The organism is Streptomyces sp. NPDC051018 (assembly GCF_044456085.1).
GTDB lineage: Bacteria > Actinomycetota > Actinomycetes > Streptomycetales > Streptomycetaceae > Streptomyces.
Genome location: NZ_JBITFN010000004.1, coordinates 189,801 through 211,461, shown reverse-complemented (window position 1 = coordinate 211,461; position 21,661 = coordinate 189,801). Strand labels below are relative to the sequence as shown.

Below are 21,661 nucleotides of genomic sequence, written 5' to 3'. Positions count from 1 at the left end.
GCCCTGTTGGTGTGTGGGTACGTCCGTCGGGTCCCCGGGGGGACGAGTCACCGGATCGCGGTGCCGAAGGCGGCGTTGTCGGCCGGGATGCCGCCTTGGCCGGGCTTCCAGGTCCCTGCCGGGCTTCCGCCGCCACCGGTCGTCCACGGGTAGGAGTGAACCGCGCGGTCCCCGGTCTTCGCGTACGGGAGCCCCACCAGCACAGCCGTACCTCCGGCGGTTCCGAGGTTCAGCCCCGCCAGCAGATGATCCGCCGGTTCCGCGGGGATGCCGTCTCCCGCCTCCAGCCACACATCACTCACCCCGGGCGCGCCCAGCAGGGGCAGCAGGCCCACGCCGCCGGTATCCGTCACGCCCGTGCCGGAGTCCTCGCCCGGAGCACCCGCCGCGAGGCGCATCGTCGCCGCGGTGCCGACGACCACAGGGGAGGTGTTCGCCGCGACGACGCTCTGACCGAAGCGGTCACCCGCCTCCGCGACAGCCTCCATGTCCGCCGAGTCCTGGGTGATCCAGGAGTGCCACACCGCGCGGCTGTCCCAGGTCACCTGCCCGATCTGGACGCCTCCCGCGTCGGCGATCGAGCCGAGATCCTCACCGGGGACACCGGCCGCGATCAGCGCGTCCCCCGGGGGTGTCGTGGTCGTCGTACGGTGTGCGGCCATCGCCACGGATGTGCCGTAGCCGTCTCCCGCCTCGGCGTGGCTGTCACCGACGCCGTTGCGGGCCTGTCCCGAACCCCAGGCCGGGGCGGGGATTCCGTTGATGTCGATCGAGGCCTTGAAGACCGAGATGGCTCCCGCGGCCCTCGCCGGGCCGATCGATTCACCCGGTACGCCGACGGTGAACCAGTTGCCTGCCGCGGCGACCGAGTAGCCGAACCGGTCGTGGGCTTCGGCGGTCTCCCAGACCCCGGGGCTGTCCTGGGTGATCGTCGCGACGTCGAACGCGACCGACTGAACGGCGTTCACCAGCCCGGTGTCGGGCCCGGACGGCAGATCCTCACCGGGAGTGCCGATGATCAGGTACGGGTGCCCGGTGGCCGAGACCGTGGTGGCCACCGAGTAGCCCACGAGATCGCCCTTCTCGGGAACCTCATGGAGAAGACGGGAAGCGCCCTGTGCGAACCCCACGTCCTTCTTCCCGAGTCCGATGCCGAGGGTCGAGCCGTGGACGAGGTGCACCAGGCCCGCATCCTCGACGGTGTCCACGTCCTCATGAGGGATGCCCACGGCCAGGTCGCTGCAGCCGTCCAGATCGGCGTCGTAGACCGCGAAGGAGAACCCGAACCCGTCGCCCGCCTCGGCGCTGTCCGACACATTCGGCATGTCCTGCGAGACCTCGACGACACCCTTGCCGCCGCCGAGCACCACACGGATCAGTCCCGCACGCCGCTGGCCCGAGACCGTCGCCTCGGGGTCGGCTATGGCCGTGTCGCGCAGTCCGTCACCGTTGAAGTCCGTATCGACTCCGCCCACACAGCCGACAGCCGATGCCGACACGGCGCCGGACAGGCCCATGGCCGCCGCTAGCACGACCACCGCGGTTGAGCGCGTGGCTGCGCGACGCCAACTCCCCCGTCTCCACATGACGTTGTCCCCCCGATGTAGACCGATGTACGGATCATCCAAGGGTTCCGACGACCACCGGACAAGACTGGAATTCGGACATGCATTCGGATCATGCGTCACACGCCCACCACTTTGTCCACAACTGATTGATCGTCCGCCGGCTGTGCATCGGTACGGGGGCTGAGGCCCCGCACCGACCTCGGAACACACCCTCCCGGCGACGGGTGGAGCGGAGCCCCACCCTGTCCGAGAACGTCTCCGTGGCGATGCCCACCGCCCCCGGAACGCTCCGCCGCCTGGACATCGGAGTCCGTCCGGGTGGAGGGTCTGGGCTCCGCAGGGTGGTGCGCCGCGGGCGGGGTCACCCGATCCGGCACCGGCCGCGCACCGGCGGGGGCCGTTGGTGTCACAGTGGGTCAGAAGGCGGAGGTCGTGCCCGGTTCGGCCGGGATCTCACCGCGGAGCAGGCCGATGAACATGTCCGCGAACGCCAGCAGCGGGCGGGTGTCCAGATCGTCGTTGAAGGACTCCGGCTCACCGCCGGTTCCGAAGGCGTTCACGACGTCCTTGGGGATAGCGGGATCCCACCCCGTCAGCCGCTGCCGGACCAGCTCCGACAGGGCGGCCACCGTCGCGACCCGATCGGGATGGGCTCCCAGGTGCTCGTCCAGGCAGGGAGAGACGCACCCCATGAACCCTGTGGTCGCCTGAATCTCCCAGTCGCCCCGGGCCGCATCGAGCCAAGCGGGGCGGCCGGCGGCTTGGGCCGCCTCCCTGGACAGCAGATAGAGCCACACTTCCGCCTGGAAGTCACGCGACCAGAACCCGCATCCGCGGTACTCCATGTACGAACTGCCCATGGACTCAGGAGACCACCCGTGTCACGAGTACCGCGTGTCTTCGGGAACCTGTGGCCGAAGCCACGCCCTGAACAGCCTTGAACCAGCGACCCGATACGGAGATCCGGCGGCGCATACGGACCGTTCCGCCCGTGCGGAGAGCGGAGAACTCGGCGGCTGAACAGCCGGCAGACACACCCGGCGGAGTGTCCCTTCCGGCACCCGCGTACTCCTCGCCGACGGGGCGACCGCGCTCTTGAAGGCACCCGCGGACGACACCCGCAGACGAATCTCGGAGCGGTCATGCCTACCGAACGGACAACGAGGAGCCTGTCACTGCTCCCGACCAAGTGGCGGAAATCTTCGAGCCGCAGGCTCATTCAATGAACGGTGGATATACGGAGAAGCAGGCCGTCCGCCCCGCGTGTTGCGGGGCGGACGGGCTCATCGGCGTAACGGCTCGTGCGGCGCGCGGCTTGGCCGGCGGGGAGTTCGCGTCAGAACGACCTGGTGCGCCAGTAGTCGATCTGGCGCTTCTCTTCGGGAGAGAGCTTGTCGTACCGCTCCTGGCCCTTGCGCGACTGCTCGGTGACGAAGTCCTCGATGGGCTTGCCCACTCCGGCGATCTCCGACGCGCCGCAGGTGACCTTGGCCGCGCCGGCCCTTGCCGCCCGGCCCAGGGTTTTGTCGAACCAGTCCGCTTCCGTCTTCTTCTCGTCGGCCATGCTTCCCCCTCCAGAAGAGCGTCGGTCTGTCGTCCGGGCGCACCACGGCATGCCGTCCATCCGCGACCACCCGGGGCGACGGTCTTCATTACGGTACTTCCGGCTCATGACCGAAGCCATAGGGCGAATGGGAATACGTACGTCAAACTGTCATCTGTCCTGAGAACGCAAGTAATTCATGGACACCGTCTCCCGAAAGCCGGGAACGACAAGCCGACTCTCGGCGCCGGGTCAGCCGCAATGGCGGTGACATCAGTGATTCCGGTGGCGAAAGTGGCCGGCTGCCGACAAATTCGGAACCGTGAATTCCCCATACTCCCCGGGTCCGGAGCTCCCATGAAAGGCCGTTGCATCCAGACCCTCACCATCCCACTGGAACGAACGTTCCATCCATCGCTCCCAGGTAGTCACCCGAGCTTCCGAGCCGCGGCAACACCCCTCTGGTCAGTCCGATCACCGGCCGGCCGGGCACGGCATCCAGGCTGCTGCGGCCAACCCGCACGCTGACCACCGCCGTCCGGCACAACGAGCCGCTGCGGACAGCCCGTCCGGAGCTCACTGACCGCCAACGACCACCGATCCTTGGAACGGATCAAAAGCGGGACGGCGCCAGGGTGCGCAGGACGTCGAACTCGTTGCCCTCGGGATCGGCCATGACCACCCAGCTCCGGCCGGGGCCCTGGCCCACGTCCGCCTTGACGGCACCGAGGCCGAGCAGCCTGGCCACCTCGTCATCGGTGCTGCTGTCGATCGGGCTGACATCGAGGTGGAGCCGGTTCATCACGGTCTTGCCCTCGGGCACCCGGATGAACACCGGAGTGGGCGGCATCTGGCGGGCCCGGACCTTCTCGACGGACGGCTCCCAGGAGCCGATCTCGACCTTGTCCTCGCTCCGGTCGATCACCGTGAAACCCAGGACGGCGCACCAGAAGGCGGCGAGCCGCTCCGGGTCACGGCAGTCGACGACCAACTCGGGGCTCAGCTTAAGTGGCCGCGCCACCCCTCCGGTCCGGGATCGCCATGACCACCTACCCTTCAGAATCGATGAAACGATGAATCGATCGTCTAGATCGCGTATCGCCAGCTCGTGAGCATATGGGCGCCGTACCAGCATCCGAAGAGCGTCGCCGCCACCAGGGCGAGGGCGGCGGAGCGTGTACGGGCACGGCTGAGCGCGCGGGCGAACGGGAGCAGGAAGACCATCGCGGGGATGAGGAGCCGTAGTTTCGAGTGGTAGAAGTTGCTCTGCGCGAGGGTGAGGACGAGCATCGTCGAGCCGTAGACCAGCAGCGGCGGCCACGCGCCGCGGTGCCAGGCGAGGACGGTCGCGCAGATCGCTCCGACCAGGAGCACCGCGGTGCTCACGGCCACCCAGCCCTCTCCCCGCAGCAGCGTTTCGCGCAGGAAGGCGAGGAAGGACGCGCCGTTGTCCCAGTGGGTTCCCCAGCCGGCCTCCTGGATGAGGAACCACGCGTTGAGCTGTCCGGAACGCAGGCCGACCCAGAGGAGATACGCGGGGGTTCCGGCGCAGGCAAGGGCGACCCCGAGGACCGGGCGTGCGGAGATACGGCGTTCGCGCCGCATGGCGAGGACGGCCGCCACGGCGAGCGCGACCGCGAGGGCGAAGGCGGCGGGGCGGGTGAGTCCGGCGAGGAGACCCAGCGAACCGGCGGTCAGCCACACGCCCCGGTGCGCGGCGAGCAGCGCGCCTGCGGCGAGCGCGAGGAAGAGGGACTCGCTGTAGCCCATGAGGAAGGTCAGGGCCATGGGCTGCGCCCCCGCGAGCAGCACGATCGTGATGGTCGCGGTGCGCGTGTCGTACAGCCTGGTCACCAGCGCGTGGACGGCGAACAGCGCGGCCAGCAGCGAGACGTGGGCGATGACGATGGCCGCCGTGCCCGGATCCATGCCGGTGAGGCGGTGCAGCCATCTGGTCAGCAGGGGGAAGAGCGGGAAAAAGGCGAGGTTGTTGCCCGCCGGCTCGCCCGTGGCCGTACGGGTGAAGCCGTCGGGGTAGCCGTCGGTGGCTATGGAGACATAGAGGAGCCCGTCCCATGCGAGCAGCCGGTCCTTGATGCCGGAGCCGCCCGGCGGAATCATCGCGGAGAGGATCCAGAGATGGAGAACCGTACTCACGGTGTACACCGCCAGGATCGTCCTCACGACCCGTCCGCGACCCGCGCCCGCCGCCGAGGGTGAGGCCGTCAGCCTCCGGCAGCGCGCGGGAGTGACAGCTGTGCCGGGCAGACGGCGGACGTCACTCTGGGTCTGGTGGGGCATCGGTTCCTCGCAAGGTCAGGTTCTCGCTGGCCTTTACGCAGGAAGGTAGGTAAATGGTTGACACGACGTGACGCGGATCACGTTGGAGGCTGTTCCATCCCGCCCGGGACACACCCCGGCAGCGGACGCCCTCAGGGCACCCCGGTCACCCGCGCGGGCCGCGTTCCGGAACCGCCGTCGTGCCGGGCCCGGGCGGCATCGTCAGGGACGGGGGCACCGGCGGACTGGTCTCCGGGGCCGGGGCGGTGGACAGGGGCGGCCCGCCCTCCGGGGTCGCGGCTCCGGTGGACCCGGCGCCCGAGGTCGACTTCGGCGCCGGGGTGGCGGTCGACAGGGAGGCCGGGTCCGAGGGGACGTCCGCGGGTACGGGCGGCCGTACCGGCGCGGTCTCCCCGCTCGTGAGGACCACGGAGGCCAGGGACACCACGGCGCACAGCACACCCGCACCGGTCGCGGCCATCAGTCTGTGGCGTCGGCGCTCCCGCCCCTTGGCGACGACCGTACGCGCGTCGATCGGCTGAGCGTGCTCAGCCGCCCGGCCGGCGGCGCTCCGCAGTCCGGCCCGCACGGGGTCGTCGAGGTCAGACATCACGGCTCTCCCCGGTCGGTGCATGGTGATCGGTCTGGTCGAGAAGGTCGGGCGGGTCGAGATGATCCGGCTGGTCGAGAAGGCCGGGCCGGTCGAGAAGGCCGGGCCGGTCGAGAAGGTCGGGCCGGTCGAGAAGGTCGGGCCGGTCGAGAAGGTCGGGCCGGTCGAGAAGGTCGGGCCGGTCGAGAAGGTCGGGCCGGTCGGGATGATCCGGCCGGCCGAGATGGTCGGCGAGCTTGGCGCGGGCCCGGGACAGATGCGTCTTGACGGTGCCGGTGGAGAGCCGGGTCTCGGCCGCTATCTGCTCCACCGGCAGATCACAGACGTAGAAGAGGGCGGCGCACTGCCGCTGCCGCAAGGGCATACGGCGCAGCGCTCGCTCCAGATCGACCATGCCCGGATCCGGCCCTTCGCTCGTCAGGGGGTCGTCCCGCGACTTCCACGCGTGCCGGCCCCGCACGACCCGCCGCCAGCGGCTCACCGCCAGTCGCCACGCGACCGTCCGCACCCATGCCTCGGGCCCCCGCTCGCGCTCCAGCCGGCGGCGTGCTCCCCAGGCCCGTACGAACGCCTCCTGGACCACGTCCTGGGCCTCGTGGAAGTCCCCGGTCATCACATACAGCTGGCCGGTGAGCCGGTGCACGGATCGGGTGTAGAAGTCCGTGAACTCCTCCTCGGTCAAACGTCAGCGCTCCTTGCAGATGTGCGGGTACGCGTCGACGTTACGCCTCGGGGGTTCTGCCCGGTCGACGGGCCGAGACGGAGATCTCTGCCCGCTCGCTCCAGGCGGCCGGGCCGGAGGGCTTCGTGGGCGGCTGCCGGCCCGGCGGCATCCGGCGTGGTGGGTGCACGACAGCGGGTCCCGTTACGTCACCGTACGCCCCGATGCATCCCGGTGCGCGGGACACCGGTCCGGCGGAGCGCACCTGTGCGGGGCCGGTGGCGCGGCCGGGCCGCACCCAGGGACCGGCCGACGCCCTCAGCCCGCCGTCAACGGGCTCCCGCAGCGCAGATTCCAGCGCTCGGAGCGGCCGGTCAGCTCGGTGAGGGCCAGCGGTGGCACATCCAGCCGCCAGAACGCCTCCGGGGGCAGGGCGAGCGCATGCACCACGACCGCCCTGACCAGGGCGGGTTCCACGACCGCCAGCACCTGGCCGTCCGGCAGGGCCGCCAGCCAGCCGCCCACCCGTTCGCACAGCGCCACGAGCGATTCACCGCCGTGCGGGGCGGCCGAGGGGTCGGCGAGCCACGCGGACACCGCTTCCGGCTCGGTCCCGGTGACCTCCGCGAGCCGCCGTCCCCGCCAGCGGCCCACGTCCCAGTCCGCGAGTCCGGCCACGGGTTCCGCCGCCAGCCCGAGGGCGCGGGCCGTCTCCCGGCAGCGCAGGGAGGGGCCGGTGAACGGCCGCCCGGCGCGCGACAGGGTGCCCGCCACGGCCCGCGCGGCGGCGAGACCCTGCTCGTCGAGGGAGACCTCCCCCTCGAAACGTGCCTCCCGCAGCGCGGACGTCGTCGCGGGTGAGATCAATGTCACCCGTACCGTCATCTCCCCACTCCCTCCCGTCGAGTGCTCCAAGAGCCAAGCACATCACGGGAGTTCACATGCCTCCCTTCCCGTGCCGTTCGCGCGTTTGCGCACGTACGAGCCATGGCGGCACCCGGCCGTACACGGTACGGTCACGTGGACATGACGAGGGCGTGACGGAAGTCCGGTGAGAATCCGGCACGGTCGCGCCACTGTGTACCCGTACCTCTGCGGGAAGTCAGACCCAGCGCCCTCGTCCCAGGCACCACGACCGGGACGCGTTGTTCCCTCAGGAGGTTCTGCCATGGCTCAGTCCGCCGCGCCCGCACCCGCCGCCGCACCGGCACTCACCCCCGTCTCACTGAGGGCGATCGCCCCCTGGGCCGCCTTCTTCGGCCTGCTGATGCTGGTCCTCCTCTACTTCGTCGGCGCGGAGCAGGGCGCGGTCGCGCTCGTCTCCGGAGAGACCGTCCACGAGTGGGTCCACGACGGGCGTCATCTGCTCGGCTTCCCCTGCCACTGAGGGCCGCGCCCGGACGTCAACGGACCCCGGAAGTCCAGGGACACGGAAGTCCAGGAACACGGATGTCCTCCGGACCCCGGACGCCTCGCCCGCACACACATCGTTCCGGCGGCACACCCCCCTCCGGAATCCCTCTCGCGGCGCCCCGGCGCCGTATCTCGGACGCGTTGTCCGCAGCAGCGGACCGAGCCGCCTTCACCACACAGGGGAACACTCACCCATGCCTTCCATATCCGTCAGAGCCCTGCTGGTGCGCGGTATGCTCGCGGGCCTCGTCGCCGGGGTGTTCGCGCTGGCCGTCGCGTACTTCATCGGCGAGGGCCCGGTGGACGCGGCCATCGCCTTCGAGGAGGCCGGCAGCCATGAGCACGGCGGCGAGGAACTCGTCAGCCGCGCCATGCAGTCGACCGCCGGTCTCGCCACCGGCGTCCTGGTCTTCGGCGTCGCGATCGGCGGGATCGCCGCGCTCGCGTACTGCGTCGCCCTCGGCCGTATCGGGCGGTTCGGCCCGCGCGCGACGGCCGCGCTGGTGGCCCTCGGCGCACTGGTCACCGTGTACGTCGTGCCGTATCTGAAGTACCCGCCGAACCCGCCGGCCGTCGGGGACCCCGGCACCATCGGCGGGCGCACCGCGCTGTACTTCCTGATGATCGTGCTCAGTGTGCTGCTGGCGGTGGCCGCGGTGATCGCCGGGAAGCGGCTGGCGCCCCGGCTGGGGAACTGGAACGCGACCGTCGCCGCGGCGGCCGGGTTCGTCGTGGCCGTGGGGGTCGCGTTTGTGTTCCTGCCGTCGTTCAACGAGGTCCCGAAGGGCTTCCCGGCCACCGTGGTCTGGGAGTTCCGGCTGGCGACCCTCGCGATCCAGGTCACCCTGTGGACGGTCTTCGGGCTGGTCTTCGGACAGCTGGCGGAACGGCTCCTCGCCCCGGCGACGGCCCCGGGGTCCACGGGAACACCGGCCACGACAGCCGCACTCTGACCCCGTGCGCCGGGTGACCCTGGGGTCGTACGTCTCCCTTACGGGCCGCCGCAGGCCCGCGGACCGCGCCTCCCGGCGGCCGGTCCGACGGTCACCCGAGGGCTCCTCGGGTGGACTCCCGCCGTTTCAGCCGGCCTCCGACGACCATCCGAACCAGGCCGGGCGGAACTCCATATGAAGTTGTTCCCACCCATGGGTCTCCAGATCCGCCCAGCGGTAGAGGGAACGACAGACGTGGTAGTTGCATCCGCCGGAGTAGTACAGCTGTGTCGCGGCGGCGGGAGGGCCGTCCTTCGTGACGGCGAACAGATGCGGAGCCGCCTCCCGGAACGCCGTCGTACCGCCCGTCAGGAACAGAGTCTCGGCATGGACGTGCTGGTGGAGCAGTTCCCTGGGCTCCCGACGGCTCGGAGCCGCGTAGTCGATCTCGCCGGGGTCGGGCAGCAGGTCGCTCTCCGGCACGCTCGCGGTACGCAGTTCGCGCGGAACGGTCCCCGTGCGCATGATCGTTCGCAGTCGCTTCCACCGGGAGGGCCGGAACTGTACTTCCCGGTGGGCCAGCACGAGGTCGAACGGCGTCTCTTCGTCCCACTCGCCCCCGTACTTCCGCGCGGGGGCGCGCAGCGGGAGGTAGACCAGGGACCGTGGGGACCGTGCCGCGAGCAGCCACAGGGCGCCTATGCGCCGGCCGTCCGCCCGGTCCGCGTACAGGTTGTACGAGGTATGGGACTGGAAGAACGCCCCGTGCCTGATCGGCTTCGACGGGCTGATCACCCGGTACACCTCGTCTCCGAGCCGCACCCGCTGGACAGTGATCTTCAGTCGCAGGCTGTCCCGTGTGAGCGCGGCCCTCGATGCGGTCATCCCGTTGTCTCCCCCGTGGATCTGATCTCTTGCGGTGATGTCTTCTGCGATGAGGTCTACTGCGGTGATGGTCCCGGCCTCGGGCGAGGAAGCTCCAGGAAGGCGGGGCCGCCTGGAACGCGGACCGGGAGGCGCCGTCATCCTCTCAGCTCCCCGCGGAAACCGGGTGGTGTCCGGCGGTACGAAGACCGGTGATCGGAAGAGGGCTGGGCCGGCATCGGGCGTGGCGTCCGATTCGTACAAGACCCTTGGTTTCGTACAAGACCCTTCGTCCGGGTCCTGCCTACGGTGGGGCGATGACTCCACGATTCGATTCGCTCAGTATCGTCACCGCCGACATGGCCGCGTCGCTCGCCTTCTACCGGCGGCTCGGCCTGGACATTCCCGCCGACGCCGACGGTGCCCCGCATGTGGAGGCGGCACTGCCGGGCGGGCTGCGCCTGCTGTGGGACACCGAGGAGGTCATCCGGTCGTTCGATCCCGCCTGGTCCCGTCCCGAGGGCGGCGACCGGACGGGGCTCGCCTTCCGGTGCGACTCCCCCTCCGACGTGGACGCGGTCCACGCCGGGCTCGTCTCGGCCGGCTACCGGAGCCATCTCTCGCCCTGGGACGCGGTGTGGGGGCAGCGCTACGCCGTCGTCCTGGACCCCGACGGCTGCGGGGTCTCCCTGTTCGCCGAAGCGGAGTAGGAGCCCGGGAGCCCGGGGCCGTCCCGGGCCCGATCGCGCGTCTGCCTGGGTCATACGGCCGTAAGGCCACTCCCCCGGACCACGTTCCCCGAAGGCTCAATCCCGCGAAGAGCCGTTCGAGCGGTCGGAGCCCTTGGAACGGTCCGGACGGTTCGAACGGTCGGAGCCATTGGCGCGGTCCGAACCGTTCGCGTGGTCGGAGCCGTTCGCCCGGTCGCCCGGCGGCTTGTGGTGGCCGCCCCCGGGCTTGTGGGGGGCGTGGAGGCGGGACTTCACATCGTCCGGGGGCAGGAAGCGGGACCAGCGTTCCGGGAACTCGGAGGGCATGTCCCCCGAACCGCCGACCGGGTCGTCGCCGTCGTCCTCGTCATCCGCGTCGTCCGCGTCGTCCGCGTCGTCCTCGAAAATGTGTGCCGCTTTCGCCCGCGCGAGGACCTCGGCGGCCTGGGCGGCGCGCACGCGCTCGTTGGCCGCGCGGGCCGCCGCCGTGGCGACGGACGGCCAGACATGGTCGATCGCCGCGTTCACCGCCGCGCCGACGAGGACCGCGAAGGCGGAGATGCCGATCCACAGCAGGACGGCGATGGGCGCCGCGAGGGAGCCGTAGATCGTGGGGCCCTCGACCGTACTGGTGAGATAGATCCGCAGGAGGAAGCTGCCGAGGACCCACATCCCGAGGGCCACCAGCGCACCGGGAACGTCCTCGATCCACGGGGAGCGTACGGGTACCGAGACGTGGTACAGGGTCGTCAGAAAGGCGATGGAGAGCAGGATGACGAGGGGCCAGTACAGCACGGTGACCACTTCCGTGCCCCAGGGCATCAGCTCCACCACCCGGTCGGGCCCCACCACCGCGAGCGGCAGCACGACCGCGCCGATCAGCAGCGCCACCAGATAGAGCAGGAAGGCCAGCAGCCGGGTCGCGACGATGCCGCGCTGGCCGTCGAGTCCGTACATCACGGTGATCGTGTCGATGAAGACGTTGACCGCGCGGGAGCCCGACCACAGGGCGATCGCGAAGCCGATGGAGATCAGATCAGGGCGTCCGCCGTGGGTGACGTCCGCCAGCAGGGGTCTCGCGATCTCGTTGACGCCCCGCTCGGACAGAACCGTTCCGGCGGCGTTGAGGATGTTCCCCTCGATCGAGGCGACGGTGGTGGTGTTGGTCCAGTCGTCGATATAGCCGAGCAGGCCGAGGAGGCCGAGCATCAGCGGGGGCAGGGACAGCAGGGTGAAGAACGCCGCCTCGGCCGCGAGACCGAGGATCCGGTACTCGATGCACGAGGAGACGGTGTCTTTCAGCAGCAGCCATGCCATCTTCCGCTTCGAGACGTTGCGGTAGAGGACCCTGGCTCGATGTAGCCGGCCCGATGACGGCTCGGGTGTTTCATTTGCTGCCTGCACCTCCTTACCGTATCGGCATGGCAGCGAGCACCCACACAGTGACCAACCAGGCTCCGCCCCTGGTGGGGTACGACGTCTACACCGCGGACCGGGCCCTCTCGGAGGCCGTCGAGCGGCATGTCGCGCCGGAGCTCCTCGACGGCGTACGGGAGGAGCTGGCGGCACTGGGCCGGACCGCCGGATCCGTCCAGGCGCAGGAGTGGGGGCGGCTGGCGAATGAGCACCCTCCGCGACTGCGCACTCACGACCGGTACGGGAACCGGATCGACGAGGTCGAGTTCCATCCGGCCTGGCACCGGCTGCTCGGGCACGCGGTCACCGCGGGTCTGACGAATGCCTGGGGCCGGCCGGCCGGGCACGTCCGGCGGGCGGCCGGGTTTCTGATCTGGACGCAGGCGGAGGCCGGGCACGGCTGCCCGGTGTCGATGACGCACGCCGCCGTGCCCGCCCTGCGGACCGACCCGGCGCTGGCGGCCGAGTGGGAGCCCCGGCTGACCTCCCCGGTGTACGCGGAGGATCTGCTCGCGCCGGGACTGAAGACGGGCGCCCTCTTCGGCATGGGCATGACCGAGAAGCAGGGCGGCAGCGACATCAGGTCGAACAGGACGGCCGCGGTGCCGCTGGACGGCGGCGGCGGGGAGTACGCCCTCACCGGGCACAAGTGGTTCTGCTCGGCCCCGATGTCCGACGGCTTCCTGGTGCTGGCGCAGGCTCCGGGGGGGCTCAGCTGCTTCCTGGTGCCCCGGGTGCTGGCGGACGGGACCCGGAACGTCTTCCGTATCCAGCGGCTGAAGGACAAGCTCGGCAACCGGTCGAACGCCTCGGCCGAGGTCGAGTTCGACGGCACCTGGGCCCGGCTGGTCGGCGAGGAGGGCCGGGGGGTGCGCACCATCATCGAGATGGTCGCGGCGACCCGGCTGGACTGCGCGATCGGCTCAGCCGCGCAGATGCGGCAGGCGGTGGCGCAGGCGATCCACCACTGCGCGTACCGGAACGCGTTCGGCGGACCGCTCATCGACAAGCCCCTGATGCGGAACGTCCTGGCCGATCTGGCGCTGGAGTCGGAGGCGGCGACGGTGCTCGGGCTGCGGCTGGCCGCCGCGTACGACTCCGGTACGGAGGCGGACCGGGCGCTGCTGCGGCTCGCGGTGCCCGCGGCGAAGTACTGGGTCACCAAGCGGTGCCCGCCGGTGGTGGCCGAGGCGCTCGAATGCCTGGGCGGCAACGGCTATGTGGAGGAGTCGGGCATGCCCCGGCTGCTGCGCGAGTCGCCGCTCAACTCGATCTGGGAGGGCTCGGGCAATGTACAGGCGCTGGATGTGCTGCGGGCGCTCCAGCGGGAGCCGGGCGCGCTGGACGCCTTCCTCCAGGAGGTGGGCCGGGCGCGCGGCGCGGATCACCGGCTGGACGGGGCGATCAAGGATCTGCTGACCGAGCTCGCCGATCTGGAGGGCGTCGAGGGGCGGGCGCGGCGGCTGGTGGAGCGGATGGCGCTGGTGCTCCAGGGGTCTTTGCTGGTGCGCTGGGCGCCGTCGGAGGTGGCGGACGCGTTCTGCGCGTCACGGCTCGGCGGGGAGTGGGGCGCCGCCTTCGGGACGCTGCCGCACGGGCTGCCGCTGGGCGCGGTCGTGGAGAGGGCAAGGGCCGTGGTGTGAGGGGCCGTTGGGCCGGATGGGGAGCCATGATCAGCCATGCTTGACACGTGTATTGCGATGGCCCCGCACCAGAGATGATCATGGTCGGGGTGGTGCTGCGCCGACACGGCACCACCCCTCGCGCTGTACACCTTCGTACACACGCGCGCCCATTCGCGAGGGTTGCAGAGGGTTGCAGCCATTGCGCCGTATCGCCGTCCGGGAGGACCACCGCGTGCACACCACGCCGATCGACCTGGCCAGACTCGCCGCCATGGACCTGGCGGAGGCCACCAGACTTCTGAAGGGAGTACGGGAAGCCACCCTCAGCGGACGCCGTCCGCCCGTCGGACCGAGGGCGGACATCGACGAGTCCTGGCAGCGGTTGCTGCGCAGCGGCCTGGACCCGGACCGGGGGCGGCGGGTCGGACTCCTCCCCCGGGACGAGACGGAACGGCGCCGCGGCGCGAGCCCGCTGCGCGAGGTGCTGCCCCTGCTGCGGGACGGGCTGGTCTCCATCGCGGACGCCGCGCAGCACATCATGGTCGTCTCGGATGCGGACGGGCGCGTGCTGTGGCGCGAGGGGACCTCGTCCGTGCTGCGCAAGGGGGACACGAACGGGGTGGTCCTGGGTTCGGACTGGAGCGAGGCGGTGGCCGGTACGAACGGGATCGGCACCTCGCTGGTGGTCCGCCGGCCGGTCCAGGTGCACTCCGCCGAGCACTTCGTGGCGGCGCACCACTCGTGGACCTGCGCGGGCGCGCCGGTGACCGATCCCCGGGACGGCCGGCTGATCGGGGTCGTCAATCTCAGCGGGCCGCTGACCTCGGTGCATCCGACGACACTCCCCCTCGTCACCGCGGTCACCCGGCTGGCGGAGGCGGAACTGCGCCATCAGCACTTCGCGGCGCTGGACCGGCTGCGGGGGGCCGCGGCGCCGCTGCTCGGGCGGATGACGGGCCGGGCACTGGCCGTGGACGCCAACGGCTGGCCGGCGGCGGTGATCGGCATGCCGCCGCCGGGGCGGCTCCAACTGCCCAAGTCACCGGCCGGCGGGCGGTTGTGGCTGCCGTCGCTCGGTATGTGCGCGGTCGAGCCGCTGCCGGGCGGCTGGCTCGTCCGGGTGACGGAGCCGGGCGCCCCGGCCCCCGCCGCGCGGATCGTCCTGGATCTGAGCAGGCCACGGCGGGCGTCGGCGACGGTGTCCGGGGAGGCGGGCAGCTGGGTACAGGAGCTGAGCCCCCGTCACGCGGAGCTGCTGCACGCCCTCGCGGTGCACCGGGAGGGCCGGAGCGCGGCACAACTCGCCGAGGAACTGTTCGGCGACCCGACCCGGACCGTCACCGTACGGGCGGAGATGTCGCGGTTGCGACGCCATCTGGCCCACGTCCTGGCAAGCCGCCCGTACCGCTTCGCGGACGGCGTGGAGGTCGAGGTCCGCCACGAGGGACCTCCCGGACCCCGCGTCTACCCGCCCCGGGAGCCCTCCTGGTGACGCGGTCGTCCGACCCCGCTCCGGGGAACGATCCAGCCCTCATACGCTCAACACCGGGTACGGAAGGCGCGTCTCCAGCCCCACCGGGTGCAAGCCCTCGGGGCAAATCCAGCCCCCGGACACTCCGGACGGGGCGCGGGAGGGCGAACCCAGCCCCACCGGATACGCCCCCGGGGGACGTATCCCACCCCGCCGGACACGACCCCCGGGGAACAGAACCAGCCCCGCCGGCGATCGAGGCGCGGGGTTCGGGGCAGAGCCCCGACAAGCAAGCCACCGCCCCGGAGACAGCCCAACCCCGGGGCAGCAACGTCGGCCCACCGGCGTTCGGGGCCGGGGCACCCATCCCGCCGTACACCCCGGACCAACGGAACGGCTCCGGCGGACCGGCTCCGCGGGCCCGCCCGGACACCAAGCACCGCGGCTCCGGTCACGGCTCCGGCCGCGGCTACGCGTACGGGGAACAGCACTGCCCCCCGCCGTCCGGCGTCACGGTGCTGACGCTGACCGCGCCCTCCGCGCGCAACGCCTCCGTCACCTTGGGCCCCGAGCCGCGGCGCACGTCCCGTACGACGACATGCAGTCGGCCGTCGTCGCCGACATGGCTGGAGTAGCCCCCTGTGACGGCGTACTTCGAGACCTCGTTCACCAGGGACAGGGGGAACTCGTGGTCCTTGTCGACGTCGAAGGCCCCGACGATGTTCACCAGGCCGCCGACCCGGACGCTTCGGACGGTGATGCCCTCGTCGGGAACGGCGACGCTCACCTCGGACGAGGTGGCCATGACGCAGTACCGGCCGGAGGCGTGCGCGGCCTGGATCATGCCGTTCGGCGCCGGGACCCCGCTGAGGATCCCGCCCTCGTGGTCCAGCAGCGACACCATGAAGTCGCCGATCAGCCACATGCGGTCGGTGCCCGCCGGAAGGGCGTAGGCGCCGTAACTGGCCCTCAGATGCCGGGCGCCGTCCGAAGTGAGCCAACCGATGTCGGAATGACGCCCGGCCCACTGGGCCGTGACGAGAACTCCGCGGGCAGTGGCGTAGCCGATCTGCTGGATCTCGGGGGCGCCGCCGCTCATCCAGAGTCCCAGGAGACGCAGATCCGGGCTGAAATGGGCCACGACGCCCCGTCTGCCGTCCGCGACGACCAGTCCGTATTCGGTGGCGGTGAGCGTCGGGTCGTCCCCGATGGCGCGGGAGCCCGGCTCCTCGTCGGTCACCTGGAGACCGGGGAGCACATCGGCTGCGAGGTCGTCCAGGACCACTTCGCGCTCCCAGTTCCCGGGTGTCCCGACGGCCAGCCGGCAGACGCCGTCGACGGGAGGGAGAACCGCCGCCAGCCGCCCGCCGCCGAGTCCCGCGACCCGTACGACCTCCTCATGGCTCGCGACCTCGGTGAGATCGCTGAGCCGGAACTCCCGGAGCCGGACGCCGGCCCAGATCCGGTCCGCGTCCACATCGACCGCCAGCGGAGTCTTCCAGCCGAGATCCTTGACGCCCTTGGCCTCACCCACCACGGCGAGGTCACGCAGGACTCGCACGTTCTCCGTCTCCTCGTGCGCCTGGACGACCACGGTCCCATCGGTCCAGATCTCCATCGGTTCCCCCACGTCGGCGTGCCAGAGAACGCACAAACTAGCGGAGGCGCGGACAGACGGCCGCTCATGCGCGCGAGCCGGCCGTCCCGTTCACGGCCGCACCACACCTGGCCTGCGCACTTCCGCCGGAGAACATCGCGGAATTCTGCCGTGATAGAGCGGTACGGCCGGGAGGCGGAGGCGGTGCTGTCGGGGCCGCGCCCCCTTACGCGTCGTGCCACCGCCCCGGACCGGCGCGTCCCCCGCCCCGACTCCCTGTGTCTCACCCGCCGACCGGGCCGGGAATGCACGCCCCCGCCCTGACGGGGTGGAGGGCAACGGCGGCAACGTGGGCACCATGCGCCGAATCGGCGCCCACCACTCGTACGGCATCAGCGCCTCAACAATTCCCCCAGGAACCACAGCCCGCCAATTCCGCCCCAGGAGATGACCTCTCCCTCAGCATAAGGAGAGATATCGAGCCATGACCCGCACCCGATTCACCGATCAACCATCAGGATCACCTCACCGGTGCGATACACGAAGACGCCCGACCCTCCCCGATCTCCGTACCACTTTCACGCAACAAGCGCTTTCCGGCCAATCGACGCCGGACATGTCGATCGCTTGACTGGGGATAAATCGCAACGGAGGATGAAAGCCGCGCCGACCGAAGGAGGGGGATTCGGTGTATCACCCGCAACTCATGGACGCTTTCCGCGATCCGCCGGCCGCCCGCGAGAAGGTGCTGCATTCCTTCCGGCACCGGCTCGGCAATATTCCGACCCGGGGATCGAGCTTCTTCATCCATCTGAGCGAACTCTGCCCGGTGGCCTGTGAGCACTGCATGTACTCATCGGACCTGGAAAGGAAATCCGATAAAGTCGCGCTCTCCAGGAGGGAACTGGAGGACGCGATCCGATTCATTTCCGAGTCCTCCTCACAGAAGCTGAACATCACCGGCGGAGGAGAGCCGTTCCTCAAGTTCTCCAGCATTTTACGGTTACTGGAAACGGTCGAGGTTCCCAGAATCGAGATCGTCACCGCGGGCCACTGGGCCATGAGCCCCAAACGCACGGCGCGCATGATGCGTCAGATCGACGAAGCGCGCTCGCGCAATCCCGTGAACCCCGAACTGCTGCTGCGGCTGAGTATCGACCGCTACCACCTGAACGCTCCCCGACCTGTAAGGATCGAGCACTACGGCAATGTGCTCCGCTGCTGGTCCGAGTCCCGGCCCGGTTTCGCCGTGGGACTGCGCAGCATCCAGCCGGACATGGGCACGGTGGACCGCATGATCGCGAAGGAGGTCGGCGCGGGCGTGGAGCGGGTGGACGACTGGAACCGCCTGCTCGTGCTGCCCGGCGGGATGACCGTTCCCCTGACGTTCAATGTCTTCCGGCGCAGCGGAAAGGCGCTTCGGCTGACGGAGGACCACAGCGGCGCCACCAAGACCATCCGGGAGTACTACGGCCCGTTCGAGTCCCGACCCGGGAACCTGTCGCTGGCCACGGCCGTGAACGACGCGATCCGGGGGGAGTACACGGCCAGTACCGGAGTCGCCGTCACCCTGAACTCCGACGGAACGTTCTGGATCTTCTGCGGCACCGCTCCCGACCGCAGGCTCCTCCTGGAGAAGCAGAGCTTCGCCGAGGCCGTGGCGTACTTCTTCGAGGACCCCATCACCCATCTGCTCGTCGACGAGGGGATCTGGGCCCTGTCCGACCTCGTGATGGAGATGGACCCGAGGACCCACGCGGGGGCCCTGGCCAAGAACGACTCCGCGTCCCTGGTGGACGACCTGCTCGCCCCCGACGACGTACGCCTCGCCGTCACCCTGATCGCGGCCCACCGGCAGGTGACCCGCGACCGGGCCACGGTCGACGCGGAGCATCCCCTCGCGCGGATGCTGGCCGATCCGGCGGCCGACATGGCACGGATGTGCCGTGACACCGTCCTGGCGAACAGGGAATCGCGGTGACCTTCGCGGCGGAGACACCGGATGACGAGAAGGGGTACGCGCGGCTGCGGCACAACCGCGATCCGGGCGGGGTCCGGCGCGGCCTCATCCGGCTCGGGGGTGTGCTGGGTCTGCGGACGGCCGAGATCACGCGCGGCGAACTCGGCGCCCCCCGGGACGTGCTGTGCGTGGTCGTACTGCGCGGCGGCGCGCTGCTGTATCCCGGATTCGTGACGGCTTTCCCGCAGGCGGACTTCTGCGTGCTCGGTATGCGGCGCACACCCGGCCGGCTCTCCGTGGACCACCAGTACATGAGCGATGTGCCGCGGGACGGCTATCAGGCGACGGTCTACATCGACTGCGTCGCGGCGACCGGTGGCACCCTGCTGGCCGCCAGGGAGGCGATCGCCGCCCGGTGCGCCACCGGGCATGAGGTGGCCGCGGTCATCAGCGGTGCCGCCGCGGCCACCGCCAGGCTCCGGGAGGCGGGGGTCAACATGGTCGGCTTCAGCCTGTACGAGGGCCTGGACGGCCAGGTGGTCTACCCGGACATGGGCGAACTCGACGCCGGTGATCTCTTCAGCGGCGTCTCATCGCCCGAAGGCCCCGGCGGAGCCGACGTACCCGACGCACCGCGCGAAGCCGACGCGCCCGACGCGCCCGCCGGAGCCGACGGACCCGGCCCACCTGACCGAGCCGGCGGACCCGGCGTGCCCGGCGCTCCCGAAGGCCCCGGGCGGTGACCCTGGGGCCGGCTCCCGCGCTGCTGCTGACGAACGCCCGGCTTCCCCACGGTTCCCCGGCGGACGTGCTCCTGCGCCATGGACGCATCGAGGCGCTCGGCCCGGCCGGTGGCCTGGAAACGGCCGGTGGCCCGGCGTCCGGCGCCGAGCGGATCGATCTGACCGGCCATCTCCTGCTGCCCGCCCCGGCCGAGCCCCACTGCCACTTCGACAAGGTGCTGCTCGGCGGACTCGGCGGAGACGGACGGGCAGACCTGGAGAGCGCGGTCGCGGCCTGGTACGCGGCCCGGAGCACGGCCACCCGGCACGAGGTCCGCGACCGGGCCCTGCGCGCCTCCTCCGAACTCCTGGCGAGCGGTGCGACCGCGATCCGTACCCATGTGGACGTCGGTGTGACGACCGGGCTCCTGATGGTCGAGGCCCTCACCGAGGCACGCGAACTCCTCGCGGGGCGGCTGGAACTCCAGATCGTGGCCTTCGTGGACTTCCCGCTGCGGGGCCGTGCCGGTGCGGACAACCGCTCCCTGCTGGCGGACGCGCTCGGGGCGGGCGCCGACGTGGTGGGCGGTGCGCCCTACCGGGACGACGACCCGCCGGCGTGTCTGGACATCCTCATGGACATGGCGGCCGAGGCGGGGCGCCCGATGGACCTCCATACCGACGAGACCCTCGACCCGGCCTCGGCCACGCTCGCCGCTCTCGCCGAGCGGGTCCTCGTCACCGGCTTCCCCCACCGGGTCACGGCGAGCCACTGCGTGAGCCTGGGCACCCAGCCGCGCGAGCTGGTGGAGCGGACGGCCGCCCGGGTGGCCGAGGCGGGGATCTCGGTGGTGACCTGCCCGGGGACCAATCTGTATCTCCAGGGCCGGGACCGCGCGCTCGCGGTACCGAGAGGGCTCACGGCGATCGCCGCGCTGCGCGCCGCCCGTGTCACCGTCGCGGGCGGCGGGGACAACGCGCGGGATCCGTTCAATCCCCTGGGCCGGTTCGACCCCATGGAGACGGCCTCGCTGCTGGTGCTGGCGGGCCATCTGTCGCCGCGCTCCGCATACGGGGCGGTCAGCGACGCCGCGCGGACGGCCATGGGCCTGCCCCGTACGCGGATCGCCTCCGGGGCCCCCGCGGAGTTGCTGGCCGTACGGGCGGACACGCTCGCCGACGCCATGGCGGACGGCCGGGCGGACCGGATGGTGTTCCACCGGGGCCGTCTCGTCTGCCGCACCCGGCACGAGCGGACCTTCCCGGCGGGCATCCCCGGCGGGCACCCTGCCCGGGGCACCGCGCCCTGACCCCCGGCCCTGTCTCTCCCCTGGCCGGGTCCGGGTCCCGACCCCGCACCGGGCCTGGGAGAAAACGGCCCGCCCCCCTGGCCCTCGGCCCTGCCCCCTCCCCCGTGCCGAGGGACCGGCCCGCCCGGCCGTCCGGCGCACGGGGAGCGGGGACAGTCCCGGGTGTGCTTGGGCCCGCACGAGAAGGCGTGATTATCTGGGCATATGCGCATCCGTGTCACCACGTGGTCCCTCGAACAGACCTCCCCCGCCGATCTCCGCCCCGCCGCCCCCGCGAGCGGGGACGTGACCATCACCCGGGCCGGCATACCCTCGCCCGAGTTCAGCCGGTTCCTGTACACGGCCGTGGGCGGGGACATCATGTGGACGGACCGGCTCGGGATGACGTACGCGGAGTGGGAAGAGGTCCTGTCACGGCCGGGCTCCGAGACCTGGGTCGCGTACGAGAACGGGACACCCGCGGGGTACGCGGAGATCGAGGCGCAGGAGGAGGGCTCGGTCGAGATCGTCTACTTCGGGCTGATCCCGGCGTTCCGGGGCCGGGGAATCGGCGGCCATCTGCTCTCGTACGCCGTCGCCCGTGCCTGGGACCTCGCCGAGCGCCGGCCGGGGCTCGCGCCCACCAAGCGCGTCTGGCTGCACACCTGCTCCAAGGACGGGCCGCACGCCATGGACAACTATCTGCGGCGCGGGTTCACCCTGTTCGACACCACGGTGGAGGAGGAGCCGCCGACGGTCACACCCGGCCCCTGGCCCGGCTCCCACCCCTGATTCCACCCGCCCCGCGGTAACCCCCGCGCCCCCTCGGGAAGGCCCCCCGGGAAGACCCCTCGGAATCCTCCCCCGACCGCCGCGCCGGCCGTGTCACCTGCCGGGCGGCCGGTCCAGTGCCCCGTCACGTGACCCCTACCACACCGTCTCGCGATTCGAGACCCAGCTGTCCACCATGCGGATAATGGTGGACTGCCGTCCAATCGCC

At 71.1% G+C, this 21,661-nt stretch carries 20 protein-coding genes and 1 riboswitch; of the genes, 9 read left to right on the top strand and 11 right to left on the bottom strand.

Annotated elements, in window-relative coordinates; all coding sequences use genetic code 11:
- Positions 1-47 precede the first annotated feature (47 nt).
- From ACIBCM_RS09765 to ACIBCM_RS09730, 8 genes are all read right to left on the bottom strand, one after another.
- The gene (locus ACIBCM_RS09765) at positions 48-1,475 is read right to left on the bottom strand and encodes a VCBS repeat-containing protein (RefSeq protein WP_399241458.1); all 1,428 of its coding nucleotides are present in this window, start codon (positions 1,473-1,475) and stop codon (positions 48-50) included.
- Positions 1,476-1,984: 509 nt separating this feature from the next.
- Positions 1,985-2,428 (bottom strand): hypothetical protein, encoded by a 444-nt coding sequence (locus ACIBCM_RS09760; protein ID WP_399241457.1) that lies wholly within the window; start codon positions 2,426-2,428, stop codon positions 1,985-1,987.
- A gap of 476 nt (positions 2,429-2,904) precedes the next feature.
- Entirely contained in the window at positions 2,905-3,132 is a 228-nt protein-coding gene (locus ACIBCM_RS09755) for a hypothetical protein (RefSeq protein WP_399241456.1), read from the bottom strand.
- A gap of 592 nt (positions 3,133-3,724) precedes the next feature.
- Positions 3,725-4,132, bottom strand: a complete 408-nt coding sequence (locus tag ACIBCM_RS09750; protein ID WP_399241455.1) for a VOC family protein — start codon at positions 4,130-4,132, stop codon at positions 3,725-3,727.
- A 65-nt stretch (positions 4,133-4,197) separates the two neighbouring features.
- A complete protein-coding gene (locus ACIBCM_RS09745) occupies positions 4,198-5,295 on the bottom strand; it encodes a hypothetical protein (RefSeq protein WP_399241454.1) in 1,098 nt (365 codons plus the stop codon).
- Between the two features lie 262 nt (positions 5,296-5,557).
- A complete protein-coding gene (locus tag ACIBCM_RS09740; protein WP_399241453.1) occupies positions 5,558-6,001 on the bottom strand; it encodes a hypothetical protein in 444 nt (147 codons plus the stop codon).
- Positions 5,994-6,683 (bottom strand): SigE family RNA polymerase sigma factor, encoded by a 690-nt coding sequence (locus tag ACIBCM_RS09735; RefSeq protein WP_399241452.1) that lies wholly within the window; start codon positions 6,681-6,683, stop codon positions 5,994-5,996. Before ACIBCM_RS09735 ends, ACIBCM_RS09740 begins: the two co-directional genes overlap by 8 nt.
- A gap of 297 nt (positions 6,684-6,980) precedes the next feature.
- Positions 6,981-7,547 carry a histidine phosphatase family protein gene (locus ACIBCM_RS09730; protein WP_399241451.1) on the bottom strand — a complete coding sequence of 189 codons (567 nt, stop codon included), beginning with the start codon at positions 7,545-7,547 and terminating at the stop codon, positions 6,981-6,983.
- 143 nt (positions 7,548-7,690) lie between these two features.
- Positions 7,691-7,784, top strand: a riboswitch (adenosylcobalamin (AdoCbl) riboswitch).
- Between the two features lie 46 nt (positions 7,785-7,830).
- On the opposite strand from ACIBCM_RS09730, the gene ACIBCM_RS09725 reads away from it, so the two are divergent.
- Positions 7,831-8,049, top strand: coding sequence for a CbtB-domain containing protein (locus ACIBCM_RS09725; RefSeq protein WP_399241450.1), 219 nt, complete (start codon positions 7,831-7,833; stop codon positions 8,047-8,049).
- Between the two features lie 220 nt (positions 8,050-8,269).
- Positions 8,270-9,028, top strand: coding sequence for a CbtA family protein (locus ACIBCM_RS09720; protein ID WP_399241449.1), 759 nt, complete (start codon positions 8,270-8,272; stop codon positions 9,026-9,028).
- 126 nt (positions 9,029-9,154) lie between these two features.
- Here ACIBCM_RS09720 and ACIBCM_RS09715 read toward each other — a convergent pair whose 3' ends face one another.
- A complete protein-coding gene (locus ACIBCM_RS09715; RefSeq protein WP_399241448.1) occupies positions 9,155-9,892 on the bottom strand; it encodes a hypothetical protein in 738 nt (245 codons plus the stop codon).
- A gap of 296 nt (positions 9,893-10,188) precedes the next feature.
- Here ACIBCM_RS09715 and ACIBCM_RS09710 point away from each other — a divergent pair, with 296 nt between their 5' ends.
- Positions 10,189-10,581: a VOC family protein gene (locus ACIBCM_RS09710; protein ID WP_399241447.1), complete on the top strand. Its 393-nt coding sequence runs from the start codon at positions 10,189-10,191 to the stop codon at positions 10,579-10,581.
- 96 nt (positions 10,582-10,677) lie between these two features.
- On the opposite strand, the gene ACIBCM_RS09705 is transcribed toward ACIBCM_RS09710, so the two are convergent.
- A complete protein-coding gene (locus tag ACIBCM_RS09705) occupies positions 10,678-11,985 on the bottom strand; it encodes a YihY/virulence factor BrkB family protein (protein ID WP_399241446.1) in 1,308 nt (435 codons plus the stop codon).
- A 17-nt stretch (positions 11,986-12,002) separates the two neighbouring features.
- Between ACIBCM_RS09705 and ACIBCM_RS09700 the strand changes: the two genes are divergently transcribed.
- On the top strand, positions 12,003-13,640 hold the full coding sequence (locus ACIBCM_RS09700) for an acyl-CoA dehydrogenase family protein (RefSeq protein ID WP_399241445.1): 1,638 nt from the start codon (positions 12,003-12,005) through the stop codon (positions 13,638-13,640).
- Positions 13,641-13,854: 214 nt separating this feature from the next.
- On the top strand, positions 13,855-15,114 hold the full coding sequence (locus ACIBCM_RS09695; protein ID WP_399241444.1) for a GAF domain-containing protein: 1,260 nt from the start codon (positions 13,855-13,857) through the stop codon (positions 15,112-15,114).
- Between the two features lie 448 nt (positions 15,115-15,562).
- Here the strand turns inward: ACIBCM_RS09695 and ACIBCM_RS09690 are convergent, their stop codons facing one another.
- Positions 15,563-16,711, bottom strand: coding sequence for a hypothetical protein (locus tag ACIBCM_RS09690; RefSeq protein ID WP_399241443.1), 1,149 nt, complete (start codon positions 16,709-16,711; stop codon positions 15,563-15,565).
- Positions 16,712-17,396: 685 nt separating this feature from the next.
- Between ACIBCM_RS09690 and ACIBCM_RS09685 the strand changes: the two genes are divergently transcribed.
- From ACIBCM_RS09685 to ACIBCM_RS09670, 4 genes are all read left to right on the top strand, one after another.
- Complete coding sequence (locus ACIBCM_RS09685) at positions 17,397-18,671, top strand: 4Fe-4S cluster-binding domain-containing protein (RefSeq protein WP_399241442.1); 1,275 nt, start codon at positions 17,397-17,399, stop codon at positions 18,669-18,671.
- Positions 18,668-19,393: a uracil phosphoribosyltransferase gene (locus tag ACIBCM_RS09680; RefSeq protein ID WP_399241441.1), complete on the top strand. Its 726-nt coding sequence runs from the start codon at positions 18,668-18,670 to the stop codon at positions 19,391-19,393. Before ACIBCM_RS09685 ends, ACIBCM_RS09680 begins: the two co-directional genes overlap by 4 nt.
- Entirely contained in the window at positions 19,390-20,682 is a 1,293-nt protein-coding gene (locus ACIBCM_RS09675) for an amidohydrolase family protein (RefSeq protein ID WP_399241440.1), read from the top strand. The genes ACIBCM_RS09680 and ACIBCM_RS09675 overlap by 4 nt, the downstream gene beginning before the upstream one ends.
- Positions 20,683-20,886: 204 nt before the next feature.
- Positions 20,887-21,453 (top strand): GNAT family N-acetyltransferase, encoded by a 567-nt coding sequence (locus tag ACIBCM_RS09670; protein ID WP_399241439.1) that lies wholly within the window; start codon positions 20,887-20,889, stop codon positions 21,451-21,453.
- Positions 21,454-21,661: the final 208 nt, after the last annotated feature.